Source organism: Salinicola peritrichatus (assembly GCF_003206715.1).
Taxonomy (GTDB): Bacteria; Pseudomonadota; Gammaproteobacteria; order Pseudomonadales; family Halomonadaceae; genus Salinicola; species Salinicola peritrichatus.
Window position 1 is genome coordinate 15,270 of sequence record NZ_PZJU01000043.1, and the last position, 18,042, is coordinate 33,311.

At 60.8% G+C, this 18,042-nt stretch carries 16 protein-coding genes; 6 read left to right on the forward strand and 10 right to left on the reverse strand.

Annotation, left to right across the window (positions count from 1 at the left end; all coding sequences use genetic code 11):
* Positions 1–21: 21 nt before the first annotated feature.
* Entirely contained in the window at positions 22–1,404 is a 1,383-nt protein-coding gene (locus DOM57_RS15335) for a formimidoylglutamate deiminase (protein ID WP_110650064.1), read from the reverse strand.
* Between the two features lie 278 nt (positions 1,405–1,682).
* Between DOM57_RS15335 and hutU the strand changes: the two genes are divergently transcribed.
* The 3 genes from hutU to hutI all read left to right on the forward strand — a co-directional run bounded on the left by hutU (position 1,683) and on the right by hutI (position 6,278).
* Positions 1,683–3,356: a urocanate hydratase gene (gene hutU / locus DOM57_RS15340; protein ID WP_110650065.1), complete on the forward strand. Its 1,674-nt coding sequence runs from the start codon at positions 1,683–1,685 to the stop codon at positions 3,354–3,356.
* A gap of 81 nt (positions 3,357–3,437) precedes the next feature.
* Entirely contained in the window at positions 3,438–4,997 is a 1,560-nt protein-coding gene (locus DOM57_RS15345; protein ID WP_239496261.1) for an HAL/PAL/TAL family ammonia-lyase, read from the forward strand.
* Positions 4,998–5,069: 72 nt separating this feature from the next.
* Positions 5,070–6,278 (forward strand): imidazolonepropionase, encoded by a 1,209-nt coding sequence (hutI, locus tag DOM57_RS15350; RefSeq protein WP_110650067.1) that lies wholly within the window; start codon positions 5,070–5,072, stop codon positions 6,276–6,278.
* A 135-nt stretch (positions 6,279–6,413) separates the two neighbouring features.
* On the opposite strand, the gene DOM57_RS15355 is transcribed toward hutI, so the two are convergent.
* From DOM57_RS15355 to DOM57_RS15370, 4 genes are all read right to left on the reverse strand, one after another.
* Positions 6,414–7,049 (reverse strand): peroxiredoxin, encoded by a 636-nt coding sequence (locus DOM57_RS15355; RefSeq protein ID WP_110650068.1) that lies wholly within the window; start codon positions 7,047–7,049, stop codon positions 6,414–6,416.
* Positions 7,050–7,319: 270 nt separating this feature from the next.
* Entirely contained in the window at positions 7,320–8,276 is a 957-nt protein-coding gene (locus tag DOM57_RS15360; RefSeq protein WP_110650069.1) for a Gfo/Idh/MocA family oxidoreductase, read from the reverse strand.
* Positions 8,266–9,060, reverse strand: a complete 795-nt coding sequence (locus DOM57_RS15365; protein WP_162619561.1) for an alpha/beta fold hydrolase — start codon at positions 9,058–9,060, stop codon at positions 8,266–8,268. Before DOM57_RS15365 ends, DOM57_RS15360 begins: the two co-directional genes overlap by 11 nt.
* Before the next feature lie 26 nt (positions 9,061–9,086).
* The gene (locus DOM57_RS15370; protein ID WP_110650071.1) at positions 9,087–10,112 is read right to left on the reverse strand and encodes a DODA-type extradiol aromatic ring-opening family dioxygenase; all 1,026 of its coding nucleotides are present in this window, start codon (positions 10,110–10,112) and stop codon (positions 9,087–9,089) included.
* A gap of 133 nt (positions 10,113–10,245) precedes the next feature.
* On the opposite strand from DOM57_RS15370, the gene DOM57_RS15375 reads away from it, so the two are divergent.
* Positions 10,246–11,217, forward strand: coding sequence for a LysR substrate-binding domain-containing protein (locus tag DOM57_RS15375; protein WP_110650072.1), 972 nt, complete (start codon positions 10,246–10,248; stop codon positions 11,215–11,217).
* Here DOM57_RS15375 and DOM57_RS15380 read toward each other — a convergent pair.
* The 3 genes from DOM57_RS15380 to DOM57_RS15390 all read right to left on the reverse strand — a co-directional run bounded on the left by DOM57_RS15380 (position 11,208) and on the right by DOM57_RS15390 (position 14,045).
* A complete protein-coding gene (locus DOM57_RS15380; RefSeq protein WP_162619562.1) occupies positions 11,208–12,083 on the reverse strand; it encodes an ABC transporter permease in 876 nt (291 codons plus the stop codon). The genes DOM57_RS15375 and DOM57_RS15380 overlap by 10 nt on opposite strands.
* A 37-nt stretch (positions 12,084–12,120) precedes the next feature.
* Positions 12,121–12,939, reverse strand: coding sequence for an ABC transporter ATP-binding protein (locus tag DOM57_RS15385; RefSeq protein WP_110650074.1), 819 nt, complete (start codon positions 12,937–12,939; stop codon positions 12,121–12,123).
* 149 nt (positions 12,940–13,088) lie between these two features.
* Positions 13,089–14,045 (reverse strand): ABC transporter substrate-binding protein, encoded by a 957-nt coding sequence (locus DOM57_RS15390; protein ID WP_110650075.1) that lies wholly within the window; start codon positions 14,043–14,045, stop codon positions 13,089–13,091.
* 238 nt (positions 14,046–14,283) lie between these two features.
* On the opposite strand from DOM57_RS15390, the gene DOM57_RS15395 reads away from it, so the two are divergent.
* Entirely contained in the window at positions 14,284–15,105 is an 822-nt protein-coding gene (locus DOM57_RS15395; protein WP_110650076.1) for an aspartate dehydrogenase, read from the forward strand.
* 41 nt (positions 15,106–15,146) lie between these two features.
* Positions 15,147–16,271 carry an FAD-dependent oxidoreductase gene (locus DOM57_RS15400; protein WP_110650077.1) on the forward strand — a complete coding sequence of 375 codons (1,125 nt, stop codon included), beginning with the start codon at positions 15,147–15,149 and terminating at the stop codon, positions 16,269–16,271.
* 209 nt (positions 16,272–16,480) lie between these two features.
* Here the strand turns inward: DOM57_RS15400 and DOM57_RS15405 are convergent, their stop codons facing one another.
* Both DOM57_RS15405 and DOM57_RS15410 read right to left on the reverse strand, forming a co-directional pair.
* Positions 16,481–17,293 (reverse strand): phytanoyl-CoA dioxygenase family protein, encoded by an 813-nt coding sequence (locus DOM57_RS15405; protein ID WP_110650078.1) that lies wholly within the window; start codon positions 17,291–17,293, stop codon positions 16,481–16,483.
* Between the two features lie 171 nt (positions 17,294–17,464).
* On the reverse strand, positions 17,465–18,022 hold the full coding sequence (locus DOM57_RS15410; RefSeq protein WP_239496262.1) for a C40 family peptidase: 558 nt from the start codon (positions 18,020–18,022) through the stop codon (positions 17,465–17,467).
* Positions 18,023–18,042 lie beyond the last annotated feature (20 nt).

Here is an 18,042-nt window from a genome sequence, read left to right on the forward strand (position 1 = left end):
GGTGCCTCGCCTGGGTGTACTTCACTCGGCCTTCCGCAGCGCGCGCAGCAGATCGGTGAGTGCGCTGCGGTTGTTGTCGTCCAACTCGTGCCTGCCGTCCCGAACCTGCCATCTGCCCGCGACCATCACGTCGCGAATCTGCCCCTTCGAGCCGCCGAACAGCCAGCGCCCCAGGCGAGTGTCGTCGCCGGCCGAGGCCAGGTAGGGATCGTCGCCGTCGAGGACGATCCAGTCGGCTCGCTTGCCGGGGCCCAAGGCACCGATCGGTTGTCCCGAAGCCTGGGCGCCTCCCGCCAGTGCCTGGCGGTAGAGCCAGTCGCCGACCCGGCGTTGACCGGCATCCTGCAGTACGTTGCGGCGTTGCGAGGTCAGGCGCTGACCGTACTCCAGCAGGCGCAACTCCTCGACCAAGTCGAGCGAGACATGGCTGTCCGAGCCGATGCCCCAGCGTCCGCCGCCGGCGGCGTATTCGGTGGCGGCGAAGATGCCATCTCCCAGATTGGCCTCGGTGGTCGGGCAGAGTCCCGCGACCGCGCCGCTGGCGGCCAGGTCGCGAATCTCGCCGGCATCGAGATGGGTCGCATGGATCAGACACCAGCGCTCGTCGACATCGACGTTATCCAGCAGCCACCGCACCGGGCGTTTGCCGCACCACGCCAGGCACGCCTCGACCTCCTTGCACTGTTCGGCGACATGGATGTGGCGCGGGCCGGCCGGGTCCGCCGCCAGTATGTCGCTGATTTCGTCATGCGTGACGGCACGCAGCGAGTGCAGCGCCATGCCGAGGGCTCGGGTGGCATGGCCGCTGCAAAGCGGGGCGAGGTTTTCCAGCAGACGCAGATAGCTGTCCGGAGAGTGCAGGAAGCGCCGCTGGCTCGGACTCGCCGGCTGGCCGCCGAAATCGCCGTGGGCATAGAACACCGGGAGCAGGGTCATGCCGATGCCGCTGGCATCGGCCGCCTCCAGCAGTGCGCGCGACATCGCGGCCGGATCGGTGTAGGGCCGTCCTCGAGGGTCGTGATGCAGGTAGTGGAACTCGCTGACCTGGGTATAACCGCCCTTGAGCATCTCGACATAGAGCGCGCGCGCGATGACGCCGACCTGCTCGGGGGTAAGGCGGTCGACCAGCGCGTACATCCGTTCCCGCCAGCTCCAGAAGCTGTCCGGCCGGGCGCTGCCGATCTCCGCCAGTCCGGCCATGGCGCGCTGAAAGGCGTGGGAATGCAGATTGGGCATGCCCGGCAGCACGGGACCGTTCAATCTTGTGGCGTCGCCAGGAGGGGAATCGGGGATGACGCTGTCGATGAATCCCTCGGCGTCGACGACCAGGCGCACGTCGGCTCGCCAGCCCTCCGCCAGCAAGGCATGTTCGGCAAAGTAGGAGGCGAAGTAGGAGTCGGGCATCGGGATTCCTGCGCTGATGGGCTATGTATATACATGTATCGCAACCGTCGACCGTCCGCAATCCATCGGCGCGGTATCGGAATGTGCGAAAAATGAGTACGAAATGAAAAGGCATGCACCAATTTGGTGGACTTTGGCGAGGGGCTATCGTGTCACGGTCGAACCTCGCGGCCAAACTGGCCAAGCCGGTTGACAGTTTAATGTATATACAGATTCAATGGCTTCATCCGCCACCACCGCGGCGCTTGCCTCTCTCCCTCAGGTTACCAGGAGTCACCATGACCGCTTCACGCTATCGCGAGACCGAGATCCGCGCGCCGCGCGGCACGCAACTTTCCGCCAAAAGCTGGCTGACGGAAGCGCCGCTGCGCATGCTGATGAACAACCTCGATCCCGACGTGGCCGAGAATCCCTGGGAACTGGTGGTCTACGGCGGCATCGGCCGCGCGGCGCGCAACTGGGAGTGCTTCGATGCCATCGTCGCCACGCTGAAGACGCTGGAAAGCGACGAGACCCTGCTGGTGCAGTCGGGCAAGCCGGTCGGCGTGTTCAAGACCCATGCCGACGCGCCGCGCGTATTGATTGCCAACTCCAACCTGGTACCGCACTGGGCCAACTGGGAACACTTCAACGAACTCGATGCCAAGGGGCTGATGATGTACGGCCAGATGACCGCCGGCTCCTGGATCTACATCGGTTCCCAGGGCATCGTTCAGGGTACCTACGAGACCTTCGTCGAGGCGGGGCGCCAGCACTACGACGGCAAGCTCGAGGGGCGCTGGATTCTGACCGCCGGGCTGGGCGGCATGGGCGGTGCCCAGCCGCTGGCGGCGACGCTGGCCGGTGCCTGCTCGCTCAATATCGAGTGCCAGCAGTCGCGCATCGATTTCCGCCTGCGTACCCGCTACGTCGACGAGCAGGCCAGTGACCTCGACGACGCCCTGGCGCGCATCGAGCGCTACACCGCCGAAGGCAGGGCGGTTTCGGTGGCGCTGCACGCCAACGCCGCCGAGATCCTGCCCGAGCTGATCAGACGCGGCGTGCGCCCCGACATGGTCACCGACCAGACCAGCGCCCACGATCCGCTCAACGGTTATCTGCCGGCCGGCTGGACGTGGGACGACTACCGCGCGCGCGGCAAGCGCGAGCCGGAGACCGTGGTCAGGGCAGCCAAGCAGTCGATGGCCGAGCACGTGCGCGCCATGCTGGCATTCGCCGAGCAGGGCATTCCGGTCTTCGATTACGGCAACAACATCCGCCAGATGGCGCAGGACGAAGGGGTGGCGAACGCTTTCGACTTCCCCGGCTTCGTGCCGGCCTACATCCGCCCGCTGTTCTGTCGCGGCATCGGTCCGTTCCGTTGGGCGGCACTCTCCGGCGACCCCGAGGACATCTACAAGACCGACGCCAAGGTCAAGGAGCTGATTCCCGACGACGCGCACCTGCATCACTGGCTCGACATGGCCCGCGAGCGCATCAGCTTCCAGGGGCTGCCGGCGCGGATCTGCTGGGTCGGCCTCGGCCAGCGCGAGAAGCTCGGCCTGGCATTCAACGAGATGGTACGCAGCGGCGAGCTTTCGGCGCCGGTAGTGATCGGTCGCGACCATCTCGATTCCGGCTCGGTGGCCAGCCCCAACCGCGAAACCGAGGGGATGCGCGACGGCTCCGACGCGGTCTCCGACTGGGCGCTGCTCAACGCGCTGCTGAATACCGCCAGCGGTGCGACCTGGGTCTCGCTGCACCATGGCGGCGGTGTCGGCATGGGCTTCTCCCAGCATGCCGGCATGGTGATCGTCTGCGACGGCAGCGAGGACGCCGACCGGCGCATCGCCCGGGTGCTGCACAACGACCCGGCCACCGGCGTGATGCGCCATGTCGATGCCGGTTATGACGATGCCGTGGCCTGCGCCAAGGAGCAGGGACTCAATCTGCCGATGATGCCGCAGGCGTGATGCCCTGCATTGCGCATGCATCGAACTGAGAGACGAATCGTGGGCCGAACCTCGAACGGGAGCGACTCATCGCCGGATGCCGTGAGCAAAGTGCTGCTGGATTCGCGGCCCATCGGCTGGCGGCAGATCGTCGACGTGGCCCGCCATGGTGCCGCGTTTCATCTGTCGCCGGAGCGCTGGGCGCGCATCCGCCGCGCCCGGCAAGCGGCCGTTGCGTTCTCGCGGGAGGAGACCCGCTACTACGGCATCAATACCGGCCTGGGCGCGCTCTGTCACGTACGCCTCGAGCCGGAGCAGCTGCAGCGGCTTTCCTACCATACGCTGATGAGTCATGCCTGCTGCGTGGGCCATCCGCTGCGCGACGATCAGGTGCGCGCGGTGATGGCCGCCGCCGTGGTCAACTACAGCCACGGCCATTCGGGCATCAGCCCGGAAATCGTCGAGCGACTGCTGGATTTTCTCAATGCCGGCGTCACGCCGATCGTGCCGGGGCAGGGATCGGTCGGCTACCTGACCCATATGGCACACATCGGGCTGGCGCTGATCGGCCGCGGGCAGGTGCGCCACGAGGGCGAACTCATCACGGCCGAAGCGGCGCTCGCGCGCCTCGGCAAACCGGCGGTAACGCTGGGTGCCAAGGATGGCCTGAGTCTGGTCAACGGCACGCCCGCCATGACCGGGCTGGCCTGCCTGGCGCTGGATGGCGCCAACCGGCTGAGCGCCTGGGCCGATGTCTCGGCAGCCATGAGTTTCGAGGCACTGGGCGGTCAACTGGCCGCGTTCGATGCCGACGTGCTGGCGCTCAAGCCGCAGGTGGGCATGCAGGTGTGCGGCCGAACCTTGCGCGCGCTGTTGCACGATAGCCCCTGGCTCGCCGCCCGTCAGGGCAGCCATCTGCAGGATGCGTTGAGCCTGCGCGCCATTCCCCAGGTGCATGGCGCCTGCCGCGATCAGCTTGCCCACGCCTGTCGCCAGATCGACCGGGAGCTCAACAGCGCCACCGACAACCCGCTGCTGGTCGAAAACGCCGAGGGGTACCGGGTCGTCTCGCAGGCCAACCCTCACGGAGAATCGGTGGCGCTCGCCTGCGATCAGCTGGCGATGGCGGTGGCGGAGTGGAGCGCCATGGCCGAGCGACGCATCTACCGATTGGTGACGCCGGAGGTCAGCAACCTCATCAGTGGACTGCCGCCATTCCTTTCTGCCGAGAGCGGCATGAAATCGGGCATGATGATTGCCCAGTATACGGCGGCCTCGCTGGCCGCCGACAACAAGCGACTGGCGCAGCCGGCAGCGACCGATAACTACCTGACTTCCGCGCTGCAGGAGGATCACGTCAGCCTCGGCGACAGCGCCGCGCTCAAGCTGGATGCCGCACTGGACAATGCCTTCCGTATCATCGCCATCGAGTGGCTCTGCGCCGCGCAGGCCTTCGACCTGCTGCCGAGCGAACGTTTCGCCACCGGCACCACGGCTGCTTGGCGCTGGCTGCGCGGGATCGTCGCCGCCTACGATGAAGAGCATCCGCTGGCCGAGGATATCGAGACGACTTATGCGGCGCTGAAGCGCTCGCCGCTGCCTGAAGCGCTGGCGGCGACGCTTGGCGAGCCCCTACTAGAGAGAGCGTTATCGGCGGATTAGGGGAAACGCCATCTGATTTCCGGGCGGCCCATCACCGAACAACCCATGACCCGACACAATGGAAGTTCACTTATGAACCAGCTCTGGCACCACTGTCATGCCATTACCATGGCCGGCGGCAGTTACAACGTGATCGAGAACGCCGCGCTGGTGATCGGCGACGGCCGCATCGTCTGGATCGGCGCCGAAGCCGATCTCCCCGATGACGTTGCGGTCGAGAGCCGGCGCGATCTGGGCGGGCGCTGGTTGACGCCGGGACTGATCGATTGCCACACCCACCTGGTGTTCGGCGGCGATCGCAGCGGCGAATTCGAACAGCGCCTGGAAGGCGTCGACTACGAAACGATAGCGCGTCAGGGCGGCGGCATCGTCAGCAGCGTGCGCGCCACGCGGGAAGCCGACTTCGACACCCTCTACGCCAGCGCCGAAGCGCGCGCCCAGGTGTTGCTGAGCGAAGGGGTGACCACGTTGGAGATCAAGTCCGGCTACGGACTCGACCTGGAAAGCGAGCGTCGCATGTTGCAGGTCGCCCGGGAACTGGGTCGTCGTCTGCCGGTGACGGTGCACACGACCTGCCTGGCCGCGCATGCGTTGCCGCCCGAATACGCCGGGCGTGGCGACGACTACATCGATCTGGTGTGCGAAACCATCCTGCCGACGCTGGCCGCTGAAGGGCTGGTCGATGCCGTCGACGGTTTCTGCGAGGGGATCGCCTTCTCCCCCGAACAGATACGTCGGGTGTTCGCCGCGGCGCGCGGTCTCGGCCTGCCGGTCAAGCTGCATGCCGAGCAGTTGTCGCATCTGGGCGGCTGCCAACTGGCGGCGGAATATGGCGCGCTATCCGCCGATCACGTCGAGTACGCCGATGTCGATGACGCCCGCGCCATGGCCGACAGCGGCACGGCCGCGGTGCTGTTGCCGGGCGCTTTTCTCACGCTGCGCGAGGCGCAGTCGCCGCCGATTGCTGCGTTCCGCGAACATGGCGTGCCGATGGCGCTGGCGACCGACCTCAACCCGGGCACTTCGCCGGTCATGTCGCTGCGCTTGATGATGAACCTCGCTTGTACGCTGTTCCGGCTGACGCCGGAGGAGGCGTTGGCCGGCGTGACGCTGAACGCCGCCAAGGCGCTGGGGGTCGCCGCCACCCATGGCTCGCTGGAGGTCGGCAAGGTCGCCGATGCGGTGGCCTGGGAGATCGGCGGCCCGGCCGAGCTCGCCTATTGGCTCGGCGGACAGCTGCCGGTCACCCGGTTCAAGGCCGGTGCGGTGGTCGACCGGTGACGCTCGAAAGGTAAAGCCGGGAGATAAAGTAAAGTCGGGAGACAAAAAAATACCCGCGCTTCGGNNCCGAAGCGCGGGTATCTTGCATCACTCGCTGTTGCGCATCCGGCCGGCACTGCACCGGCCGGCCAGCCCTCACTTGTTGGGCTGCTTGGTCACGCGCAGATAAGGCTTCTTCTCCTCCCAGCCGTTGGGGAAGAGTTCCTTGGCTTTCTCGTTGTCGATGGACGGCACGATGATCACGTCGTCGCCGTCGTTCCAGTTCACCGGAGTGGCGACCTTGTAGCCATCGGTGAGCTGCAGGCTGTCCAGCACGCGCAGGATCTCGGCGAAGTTGCGGCCGGTGCTGGGCGGGTAGGTGATGGTCAGGCGCACCGTCTTCGCCGGGTCGATGATGAACACCGAGCGCACCGTGTTGGTACCGCTGGCGTTGGGGTGGATCATGCCGTAGAGCTCGCTCACCTTGCGGTCGGCGTCGGCCAGCAGCGGGAAATTGAGACCGCAGCCCTGGGTCTCCTCGATATCGCCGGCCCAGCGGGAGTGGTCGTCCAGCGGGTCGACGGAGAGACCGATCGCCTTGGCGTTGCGGCGCTCGAACTCCGGCTTGAGGCGCGAAACCTCGCCCAGCTCCGTGGTGCAGACCGGGGTGAAATCGGCCGGGTGGGAAAACAGGATGACCCAGCTATCGCCGGCCCACTCGTGAAACTGGATCGGTCCTTCGGTGCTTTCCTGAGTGAAATCGGGGGCGGTATCGCCGAGCTGCAAAGCCATGGCGTTCTCCTTTTACCGGTGGCGGCTCCGAGCCGGAGCCCATGGGACGGAATCACTGATCATGCCGTGGCACGGCGGCGCTGTGAAACAATCATTGAGACTAACGACATTCCCGTTGTTCGGGGTGCCGCTGAGGTGGCCGTCGGCATCACCTTAGAGAACGTGGTACTTCTTCAATGATTTCTCAAGGGGGCGGTTTACACTATCACGTCGATGCGGAACCGAGCACGTAGGGTAGAAGAGGCGCTTCGGTTCGACGATTATCGGCATCTATCGAGGCGCGTTCAGTTGCTTTTCCAGTCTGCTCAAGAGCTGCATGGTGGTCAAGACGGAGTGGATATCGCTTTCGGGTCGACGACCTTGTCGTATGGCGTCGAAAAATTCCTGGTCCTGTAAGGTGAATGCCGAGCCTTTCAAGGGGATGTTTTGGTGCTCGCTGTCGCTGAGTTCATCGCGGAATGCATGGTAGGTTTCCTCCTCGCCTATGTAGCGATAGAAACCACCGAAGGGCCCTTTGTTGTTGAAAGACAGGGCCAGGCTCAGTAACTGACCGGTACTTCTCTCGCGCATTCCGATAGTCATGTCCATGGGGATGCCCATCTCCGGATGAGGCGGCCCCTGCTGCGCCCAGACGTCGAATTCATCGGACCCCAACAGCCAAGCGAACAGATCCACGGAATGGCAGGCATGATGCCAAAGCAGGTTGTCCGCCCAGCTACGCGGCTGGCCGAACATGTTGAGATTGGTCCGACGCAGGAAATAGGTCTGTGCAACCAGGTGATAGAGATGGAACTCACCGGCCTGGAGGCGTTGCTTGAGCCATTGATGAGCCGGAGAGAAACGACGACTGTGAGCTACCATCATGACGCTGCCGTTGCGGCTCTGGGCCTCGCACAGCTGCTGGGTTCCCGCCAGGTCCAGTGAGGCGGGGATCTCGATCAGGCAAGGGAGGCCTGCTTCGGCAGCCATCATGCCCTGTTCGACATGCATCCCGGAGGGGGAGGCGATGATCACGGCATCGATATCGCCGCTGGCTAGGCAGGCGGCGTAATCGTCGGTCTGGTGTGGAATCGCCCATTCCTGCGACAGCCGCCGACCGGCGTCCTCGTCCTTGGCGATCAGGGCATGTAGATTGACACCTGGCAGCGAGGAAAGAACCTTGGCATGCGTATGGCCCATTGCGCCTTCGCCTACCAGTGCCACCCGGAGAGAGGAGTCAGTCGTCATGAATGAGTGTCTTCGCTTTCAGCCACGCCTCGATCGTTTGATTGAAGTCGGCGGGAGTTTCGAAATAGGCGGAATGTCCCGAGCGCTCCAGGCAGACGTAATCCGCGCCCGCAACGGTCGCACGGGCTTCGGCGACCTCCGTCGGAGGGAAGAGCACGTCTTCCTCGCCAACCAGGAACAACACCGGTACCCCGGTTTCGGCCAAGGCCGCCGGCGCATGCGATTGTTGCGTGCCCGTCAGGTTGCTGACGTTGGCCACGTTGAAGCTGGCGATCGCGGTATAGAGCGTTGTGAGGTCGGGCCGACTGGCGATGCAGGTTCTGCCCAGCACACGCTCGATCTGGCTCAGGCCGGCATTGTTCGCGTTCAGCGCCGCCATTCGCGCATGTTGCTCCGGTTCGAGCTGTAAGCCAAACAGGGTATCGGCCAGAATGAGTCCGGTGACGCGCTCCGCATGCTTGCAGGTATAACTGAGTGCCGTTCCCCCGCCCATCGATTGGCCGATGAGAACGGCCGAGGCCGTTTGCGTGGCGTCCAATACGAGCTCCAAGTCCTCGATAAAGCGGTCTCGCCCCAGTCGCCCCGGGTCCGTCGAGTTGCCGAACCCGCGAGCATCCGGTATCAGCAAACGAAAGCGTTTGCGCCATGCGGCGATCTGTTGATACCAACTGGCGTGGTTGCCACCGACGCCATGTAATAGAACAAGTGTTGGCTCGTCAGTCGTGCCCGCGTCTTCGTAGAGCGTGTAGTAGAGCGTCGCATTATCTCCACGCACAGAGGCCATGAATGCTCCTTCGAGGTATTCGGCGGTCAGCGCCAGACGGCGAACGCCATGGCACATCCGGTACCGGCTGGGCTGCGATAGCAGGGCACGTAGTCGATGAGTTCCATCTGCATCGGTTGCACCGCACCGGCCAGCGCGGACCAGCAGCGAAACTCCGAATTGCCGGACTGCAGCTTCTCACGTGGCAGTGCCGCATGCTCCTCGACGGTACCGTTTTCCATGATGTCGAGGAAATGCCGGTCGAATGCCTCGTCGACCACGAAGTGACTCAGCCCTCCTGTCGCAATGATCGTGACATTGATCTCTTCCGGCCAGCTCTCCACCGCTTCACGCAGCGCCTGGCCTAGTTTGAAGGCGCGAGCCGGGGTGATCTGGTTCGGTGGATAGTAAGTATTGATGCTCACCGGAATGATCGGAATCGGGGTTTCACCCATCATCTTGTAGTAGACGTAGCCAAAGGAATGGCTCATGCCTTGTTCTGGGTTGTAATGATGGGAATGCGCGACGTCGAAGTCCTGTTCCATCAATTGACCAATCAGACGCTCCGCCAGGCCATTGGCAACGGGGTACTCCTTTTCCTCCTGCGGATACCAGTCTTCGGCCCTGAGGTCGGCAGCATACTTCCACTTCATCATGCCTTGTGGTTTATAGGGAAGCTTCTCGCCCCAGTAGATGGAGATGGCCGGCATGTTGTCTTCCTGGAAGACTTCCTTGTGATCGTCACCAATGATCAACACCACGTCCGGGTTGGCTTCGGCCAGAATGGATTTCATCTTGGCGACCGCCTGCTGATTGGTGCGATGCCGTTCCCATAACTTATCCATGTCGATTTCTTTGAGGATGGACGGATCGGCGTCGGCCAGCAGTTGCTCGTAGCTTACCCGCTTCCCTTCATGATCGAAGAGGGCATGGATGTGGACATCGTCATGCCCCGCACGGGCGAGCCAGGCTTCGGGCTCCATCAGCAGCGCCGGGCTATGTGAGGAGCCCATTCCCAGAGTGATACGTGCCATTTGATCTTGTTCCTTTTCTGCGAATCGATATGGGGGCATTGGTTTTTGTTCGTGTCGCTGTGGGTATTCTTGAAAATGCCGATCACCTTCACAAACGATTTATGGCAACATCATGGATGAGTTACCTTCATGTATGCGGTGAACTTGAGCACCGCGCAAACAGGACCGTGAAATGTCTTCTCGTCTTCCCTCCCTTCTCTCTCTCAGAGCATTTGAAGCAGCTGCTCGACATCTTTCGTTCACGTATGCAGCCGATGAATTATTCCTGACCCAGAGTGCTATCAGTCGCCATGTGCGGGGATTGGAAGAGTTGCTCGGGCAGCGTTTGTTCGATCGTTTCACCCGCCGTGTTGAGCTGACCCCGACGGGGCTCGAGTATTATCGCGCGATCCAGATCGCCTTGGGCGATATCGAGAAAGCGACTCAGCGTGCCAAAGAGACCGATCAACGCACTTCCATCACTATCAATGTCATGCAGACGCTTGGCGCGACCTGGCTGATGCCGAAACTGGCCAGTTTCAGCGAAACTTATCCTCACATCGACATCCGCATGATCTCTTCCATCGCCCCGGTCAATTTTCAAACCAACGAGATCGATGTCGCGATTCGATGTGGTCGCTTGCCAGGGAGCCCGCGTCAACCGGGGCGACCACGCATTGAGTCGGAGATGGTAACCAGCTGGAAGGGTATCAATGCCGAATTCCTGTTGCCTGACGTGCTGGTGCCGGTGGTGTCGAGCAAACTGTTATCCCAGGGGGCTGAAATCAACAGCCCGAAGGACCTACTCAAGTATCGGCTGATACACAATACCAGCCGTCCACACGCTTGGCCGGACTGGCTGGCGGCGCATGGCGTGCGGCTGACCTCGCGCACGGAATCGATCCATTATGGGCACTTCTTCATGGCATTGCGGGCAGCGCTCAACTGCAAGGGCGTGGCGATACTGCCCGCGATACTGGTCGATCATTCACTGGAAAGCATGGACTTGGTTCGGCCATTGCCCGGCACCATCGAAAGCGACGGCGCCTATTATCTGCTGACGCGGGAAGATGCCAATACCAATCGCTCGGTACACACCTTTTGCAACTGGTTGCTGACCGAAGCCCACAACGAAGGCAAGCCGGCGATCGACACTCAACCGTAGCGACGTGTCACCACATACTCGAGCAGCGCTACCACACCATACAAAGCCAACCCGATGATGCAGAGAAAGAGGATCGCCGAAAGAATCAAGGCCGTATCCGCCTGCGAGGACGCAAAGACGATCAAATAACCGAGCCCTTTCGGTGCACTGATGAATTCGGCAACGATGACGCCGATCATTGCCAAGGTCACGGCGACCTTCATGCCGCTGAATATGTGTGGAATCGCATAAGGCAGACGTACCAGCGTGAATATCTGCCAGGAATTGGCTGTCAGGCCTTTGCACAGGCGCAGCATGTCTGGTGGCGTGGCGCGCAGGCCGGCCATGGTCGATACGACAATCGGAAAGAACGCCATGAACGTGGCGAATTCGATACGAGACTGACTGCTGATGCCCATCCAGACGACGAATAGCGGAGCAAGGGCGATTTTGGGTATCAACTGAAAGAACACAATGATGGGATAGAACGCCGAATTGAGCAGTCGCGAGTAGGTCAGTATCGAGGCAAGAACGATGCCCAGAGCGGTTGCCACGCAGAAGCTGGCAATGGTTTCCAGCGTCGTCGGTACGGCCTGGTTCAGCAGCACTGTCCAGACTTCGGTCAGGCGAGTGTAAATGTAACTGGGCGGAGGCAGCAGGCTGACAGAAACCTGGAAGTGTGTGACCAGGGCTTCCCACAGGCACAGAAAAATAGCGATCACCAATAGCGGCAACAGCGTTTTCTCTAATAGCTGGCGGTAACTTTGTGGCAGCGTAGGCCTGGATTTGCGCGATGTAGCAGGCGTAGTGGTGTTGCTTACACGCTTGTTGGGTGCTGGGGCGGCTTGGGCAAGGTGTGCCTCGCCGTGGACTTCGCGGACGTTCATGTTCTTGACCTGCGTAATAGACGACGAAGGGCTAAAGTCATTCGGTGGTGGCCGCAGCCGATGTGGCCGAGCGATAGCGGTTGTTCTGGCTTGTCGCATGGCCTGATTCGATATGACCTCTGAGTTCGCTGCAGAGACGGTTGAATTCGGCACTTTCGACAATGCTGGGATCGCGCGGGCGTTCGAACGGTATCTTGATGTCTTGGACGACGGTAGCCGGGCGGCGGGTCATGACCAGTACGCGATCGGAGAGCAGCACGGCTTCCCGAATACTGTGCGTGATAAACACTCCCGTCTTGGGGTTTTGTTGCCAGATATCCAGTAGCGCAACGTTCATCTCGTCCCGAGTGATGGCGTCCAGGGCACTGAATGGTTCGTCCATCATCAAGAGAGGGGGGTCGAGGATCAAGGCCCGGCAAATCGCCACACGCTGACGCATGCCGCCGGAAAGTTGCGCCGGGCGCTGGTGAAGAAAGTCCTTCAGGCCCACCATTTCCAGCAGGTCGCGGGCCCGCATCTCATAATCGCGGCGCGGACGTTTGAGGATGCGTATCGGGAACAGTACGTTGTCGAGCACCGTGGCCCATGGCAGCAATGTGGCATCTTGGAAAATCAAGCCGACATCGGGGCGCGGACCCGTGACCTCCTTGCCCCGATCGATGATCCCGCCGGCACTGCTACTCTCCAGTCCCGCCATCATCATCATCAGCGTGGATTTGCCGCAACCACTGGGTCCCAGTATCGATACGAACTCTCCCTTCTGAATCGTGAAGGTGGCATCGCTGACGGCCTCTACCTGGCCGTGAGTGGTTTCGTAGATCTTTGAGACTTTCCAGACATCCAGTTGGTTGCTCATACCGCGTCACCCCTGAGACGACTTGGGAATTCGCGAGTGCGCTTGCTAAGACTTTCCCACTCCGGCTCACTCAGTTTGACGGATCCGATGAACTCATTGGTAAAGAGCGTCTGTGGATCCGGCCGCTTTGCAGAATCCGGCGCGGCGTACTACATGATGAGATCGGTCATCTCGGCGACCCGTCCCAGGTCGCTGTAACCCAAGCCATTCTCGATGGCTTCTGGATGCGGCACCGACGCGAGCATGAAACCTTGGCTCAATCTCACGTTTTCCTTGCCGCCCGAACTCAACGCCAGTTCAGGCACCTTTTTCAGCAGGATTCCCATGGAAGCTTCAGGATCCTTGGCAGAGAAAGCCAGTGCTTCCAGGATGACTTCCGTGACATCCCGGCATAGTTCCGGATCGCTCTCGAGTACTTCGGGGCGGGTCACGATGTTGTTCGAATAAAATGACATGCCGTAGTCTTGCATCAGCATTGCTCGCGTATCCACTCCCATGCCTTGCGCGACGGCATAGGAGCTGCTGGTGACGCACCAGCCGGCGTCGATCTGTCCCTCCACCAGAGTTCTTTCCAGTACTCGCGGATCGGACTGAACGATCTCCACTTGCTGAGGATCGATACCGGACTTCAGGGCGAACGCTTTCCACAGCGGAAACTCGACGGAGGCGGGAACGCCGCCCATCTTCTTGCCCACCAAGTCCTTCGCGCTCTTGATCGGTGAGTCGGAGCGTACCAGCAGCCCCAGATAGGCTTCGTAGTTGGTTGTTCCCAATGCCACTAGCGGCAAACCGTTCGCGGCACACAGTATCGTGGAACTCGCCGATACCAGACCAAAATCGAACTGCTTGTTGCCGATGGCCTGACCCGCGGCCAGGGAGCCATAGCCACGGCTGATTTCGACGTCGATACCACGCTTTTTGAACATTCCCTGGTCTTCAGCCACGTACATGTAAGCTGTGGCTCCCTGGGCCAACCAGGGCAGGGTGAATTTCAGCGTTCGCGAGCTCTGTGCAAAGACCGACGGGGCCAGCGCCACCGCCCCGGCCGCCCCTGCTGTCTTGAGAAAAGTGCGGCGCGAGAAGCGCGAATCGTCAAACAGTCCCATGTTGTTGTTCTCCGTTGGGCGAATTGTTGTAGAGCGGATGATACGCCTTTCTGACCCCAACTTATGGGCACTATGAAATCTTAATCAAATGATTTATCTGCGCACCATGCATGAGCTTCTGTAAACCATGCAGAGGAACTTATGGATGCGGATAAGTTATGCATGTCGATTTCAAAAATCATTTGTTTTGGGGCGCACGGTATCACCATGATTCTCGCAACGATCTAGGAGAGTGGAAATGGGAGTTGACAATAATATTGCCATTCAAATTGGCATTGCGGGACTGGGAACCATTGGCAAGACGATTGCATTGGCACTGGTAAAAGGCGTACCCGGGGTCGGTCTGTCCGTAATCTCTACCCGAAACGTGGCAGCCGCAAAGGATTGGCTCCAGCAGCATGGGATCGATGTCCCTGTCGTCGCCTTAGGGGAACTGGAACAATACTGTGATGTGGCCATCGAATGTGCACCTGCCGAGGTGATGCGGGAATTGGCGGAGCCCGTGCTGAAAGCTGGCAAAACGCTGGTGGTGCTGAGTTCGGGAGCGCTGCTCGATCGACTGGATCTACTCGATCTGGCCCAGCGTCACGCGGGGCGGATTCTGATCCCGACTGGCGCCTTGCTGGGGCTGGATGCGGTCAAGGCTGCCGCCGAGGGCAAGATAAACAAGGTCACGATGGTTTCTCGTAAACCCGTCGAAGGGTTTCGTGGAGCGCCCTTCCTGGTCAAGCACAACATCGATATCGAAGATATCACGGAGCCGAAGCTATTGTTTTCCGGGAAGGCCCGCGAAGCGGCTACCGGATTTCCTGCCAACCTCAACGTCGCTATTTCACTGTCATTGGCAGGCATCGGTCCTGACCTGACCGAACTGGAAATCTGGGCCGATCCTACGATCCATCGCAATACGCATACCATTATCGTGGATTCCGATAGCGCCAGCTTCTCCATGACCATCGAGAACATTCCTTCGGAAAATCCAAAGACCGGGCGCATTACCGCACAGAGCGTGATCGCCTTGTTACGTGGTCTTGCCGCCCCATTGAGAGTCGGTACCTGATACCGGACACACCTCAAATAACAATTGGAGATCGACAACCGATGAGTCGCCCCATCAAAAGACATGCAGAAATTGCCGGAGCCGGTTTTTCGGGAATCGCTAGCGCCATTGCACTGACCCAGCGTGGCTGGAGTGTTCGCGTTCACGAAGCCAGTCCGCAATTGCGTGCTTTCGGCGCCGGCATCTTCATCTGGGACAACGGCCTGCATGTTCTGGACGCGCTGGGGGCATACAGGGAGGTGCTCGACGGCGCCTTCGCCGCGCCGGCCTACGAGACGCGTACGAACGGTGAATGCACTTCCTTTCAGGCAATCAATGGTCCCGGCAAGCAGCGTCTGCTGACCATGACCCGGCAGCACCTTCACCATGCCATGCTGTCGGCCGCGAAACGCTTGGACATAGAGTTCGTGACCAGTTCCGAAGCGATCGGCGCTTCCCCTGAAGGGGAGTTATGGTTGGTTGACGGCACACGCCTGAAAGCCGATCTGGTGATTGGCGCCGATGGCGTCAAATCCAAGGTGCGCGACTCTCTTGATATACCCATGCAGCGCGAACGTTATCACGATGGCCTGACACGCGTGCTGACACCACGTTCGATATTAAAAGGCGGCGAGTGGGATCACGTGATCGATTTCTGGAACATCCGGCCGGAGCGCACCTTGCGTATTCTCTACACTCCTTCGGGCGAGGATACGTTGTACATGGCGATGATGGCCGGTTTGAACGATACCGAAGCGACTGCCATCCCGGTGAATCCGGAGGTCTGGGCGGAAGCTTTCCCACGCTTACGGCCGGTGCTGGAGGCCATTGGGGACAACGGCCGCTATGACGTTTACGAGAAGACGGTACTCGAAAGATGGTCTTCCGGCAGGGTGGCGATCGTCGGCGATTCGGCCCACGCCATGCCACCGACGCTGGCTCAGGGCGCTGGTTGCGCCATCACCAATGCGCTGGGTCTCGCCGTGGCCATCGAAGAAACCGATTCGCTGGAAGAAGCGCTGCAACTCTGGGAACGTCGTGAACGACCGCTGACCGATCACACGCAAAGTCGTGCGTCGGAATTGGCCGCATCTCGCGACCTGGCCGCCGGTATGGACTGGAACGATATTGGCCTCAAGGCTGCCCGACACGTTCCGACTGGCACCTCGCCAGAGTTCAGCTGCTGATTGAATACCAGCATAACGGTCCGGCTATTTAACGAACCCTCCACACTGACGATCGATGTCTGCACGGTGGGCTGATGACGATGCTTTTGCTGAAAATCGCCAACCAATATGCAGATCATCTTCTTGCGCATGAGCTTCCCATACACTTGACTCGAAAGTGTATGGGAAGGAAGACCCTACCATTGAGAGAATATCCGGTGCCGTTCGTTTCAGCGCGGCCAGGCAACGGGGAACAAGTCACTATCTACTGCCTGCCCATTTCGCAGACCGGGATCCCGGATCGGTTTGGTCACATTGGCGGCTTCTCGATAGCGCACATTGTCGCCAATCCAGCGTACGGATAGCGCGCGTCGTCGTAGCTGTGAATGAGCGTTGCCAGGGGCGCCATGAACGGCCATGGCATGGAAGGCGATCGCATCTCCCGGTTCCAGTGACTCCCAGCTCAGAAAATCGTACTTCTCTCTTTCCCCCTCGATGTCCGGCATGGGCTCGAGGTCGCTGGCGTAGTCCTGCGTGTAGCGGAAGTCGGGTGCTCGGAAACGACGATTCCAACGGTGCGAACCACGCACGAACTGCAGTAGACCGCTGTCATGGGATACGGAATCGAGCGCTATCCACAGCGAACAAAGCTGCTCACCTTCAACGCACCAGTACGGGGCATCCTGGTGCCACGGTGTCGGGGATTCCGATCCCGGCTCCTTGACGAGGAGATGGTCATAGAACAATCTCGTCTGCGCAGATCCCATTAACTCGGCTGCGATCTGTGCACCGGGACTTTCGAAGACGAAGCGTCGAAAGTCCTCATCGAAAGTCCACATATAACGGTCACCGCGAAAGGTCCCTTTATGGTCTTCGCTGCCATAGCGCGTACCCAATGGACCGGGATTTTCTAAGACACGCTCGGTCGCATCACGCAGAAAATCCACCCAAGGCGAGAATTTTCCCCTTATCACGATGGCGCCATCTTCGGCATAAGAAGCCCGCTGCTCTTCGCTGATATGTATGAGTGATGATGATGTCATGGATAGATTCCTGATTTTTTTATTGTCCGGAATGGAAGCTTGATCGCAGGCGCAAAGAATCAAGGATTAATGGCCTTATGGTATTTGCGTCAAGAAATACGATAGGAAGTTTTGCTGGAAGGCGGCGAGCGATTTTTTTACGCTCTGCCCATGACTAATGGGAATGCATGTCTAGGGAGCGGGGCCCGCCGCGCCGAGATAGTGCTGTCGCCAGTAACGAATATCCAGTGACGATACCGTTACCGTGCGGCCGCTGCCGGGGGCGTGAATCATCTGGCGGTCGCCCATGTAGATGCCGACGTGTGTGGCATGGCTGCCCGAGCCGAAGAACAGCAGGTCTCCCGGGCGCGCGACGTCGCGTTCCTTCAGGGCGTGAAACTGCTCGTTGGAGGTGCGTGGCAGGGAAATACCGATCTTGCCGTAGGCCATCTGGACCAGGCCGGAACAGTCGTAGCCGGCGGGAGAATTGCCGCCCCACTGGTAAGGCGTGCCGAGGGCATCCTTGGCGGCGGACATCACCAGGATGCGGTCGATGGAAAGATTGTCGCCATCGATCGCCGGGCCGGCATCGCGGGTGACGATCGCCTTTTGCGAGCTGCAGCCGCTCAGCAGGATCAATGCGAGTAGGGCGAAAAGGCCGAGGAGTCGGCCGCTACGAAGAGGGAAAAACAGGCGAATCGGCATCGAGTCCAACGCCGAAGGAGGCAATGATTGGGGGCCTATCGCCATCTTGCTCAGTCCTGGCTGCC

Excerpts from the sequence above, each read along its gene's own strand:
- DOM57_RS15390 (WP_110650075.1), bottom strand. The coding sequence starts at position 14,045 with ATGGGACTGTTTGACGATTCGCGCTTCTCGCGCCGCACTTTTCTCAAG.
- DOM57_RS15405 (WP_110650078.1), bottom strand. The coding sequence starts at position 17,293 with ATGACATCATCATCACTCATACATATCAGCGAAGAGCAGCGGGCTTCT.
- DOM57_RS15370 (WP_110650071.1), bottom strand. The coding sequence starts at position 10,112 with ATGCCCCCATATCGATTCGCAGAAAAGGAACAAGATCAAATGGCACGT.
- DOM57_RS15360 (WP_110650069.1), bottom strand. The coding sequence starts at position 8,276 with ATGACGACTGACTCCTCTCTCCGGGTGGCACTGGTAGGCGAAGGCGCA.
- DOM57_RS15410 (WP_239496262.1), bottom strand. The coding sequence starts at position 18,022 with ATGGCGATAGGCCCCCAATCATTGCCTCCTTCGGCGTTGGACTCGATG.
- DOM57_RS15395 (WP_110650076.1), top strand. The coding sequence starts at position 14,284 with ATGGGAGTTGACAATAATATTGCCATTCAAATTGGCATTGCGGGACTG.
- DOM57_RS15380 (WP_162619562.1), bottom strand. The coding sequence starts at position 12,083 with ATGAACGTCCGCGAAGTCCACGGCGAGGCACACCTTGCCCAAGCCGCC.
- hutU (WP_110650065.1), top strand. The coding sequence starts at position 1,683 with ATGACCGCTTCACGCTATCGCGAGACCGAGATCCGCGCGCCGCGCGGC.
- DOM57_RS15400 (WP_110650077.1), top strand. The coding sequence starts at position 15,147 with ATGAGTCGCCCCATCAAAAGACATGCAGAAATTGCCGGAGCCGGTTTT.
- DOM57_RS15385 (WP_110650074.1), bottom strand. The coding sequence starts at position 12,939 with ATGAGCAACCAACTGGATGTCTGGAAAGTCTCAAAGATCTACGAAACC.
- DOM57_RS15375 (WP_110650072.1), top strand. The coding sequence starts at position 10,246 with ATGTCTTCTCGTCTTCCCTCCCTTCTCTCTCTCAGAGCATTTGAAGCA.
- DOM57_RS15365 (WP_162619561.1), bottom strand. The coding sequence starts at position 9,060 with ATGGCCTCTGTGCGTGGAGATAATGCGACGCTCTACTACACGCTCTAC.
- hutI (WP_110650067.1), top strand. The coding sequence starts at position 5,070 with ATGAACCAGCTCTGGCACCACTGTCATGCCATTACCATGGCCGGCGGC.
- DOM57_RS15355 (WP_110650068.1), bottom strand. The coding sequence starts at position 7,049 with ATGGCTTTGCAGCTCGGCGATACCGCCCCCGATTTCACTCAGGAAAGC.
- DOM57_RS15335 (WP_110650064.1), bottom strand. The coding sequence starts at position 1,404 with ATGCCCGACTCCTACTTCGCCTCCTACTTTGCCGAACATGCCTTGCTG.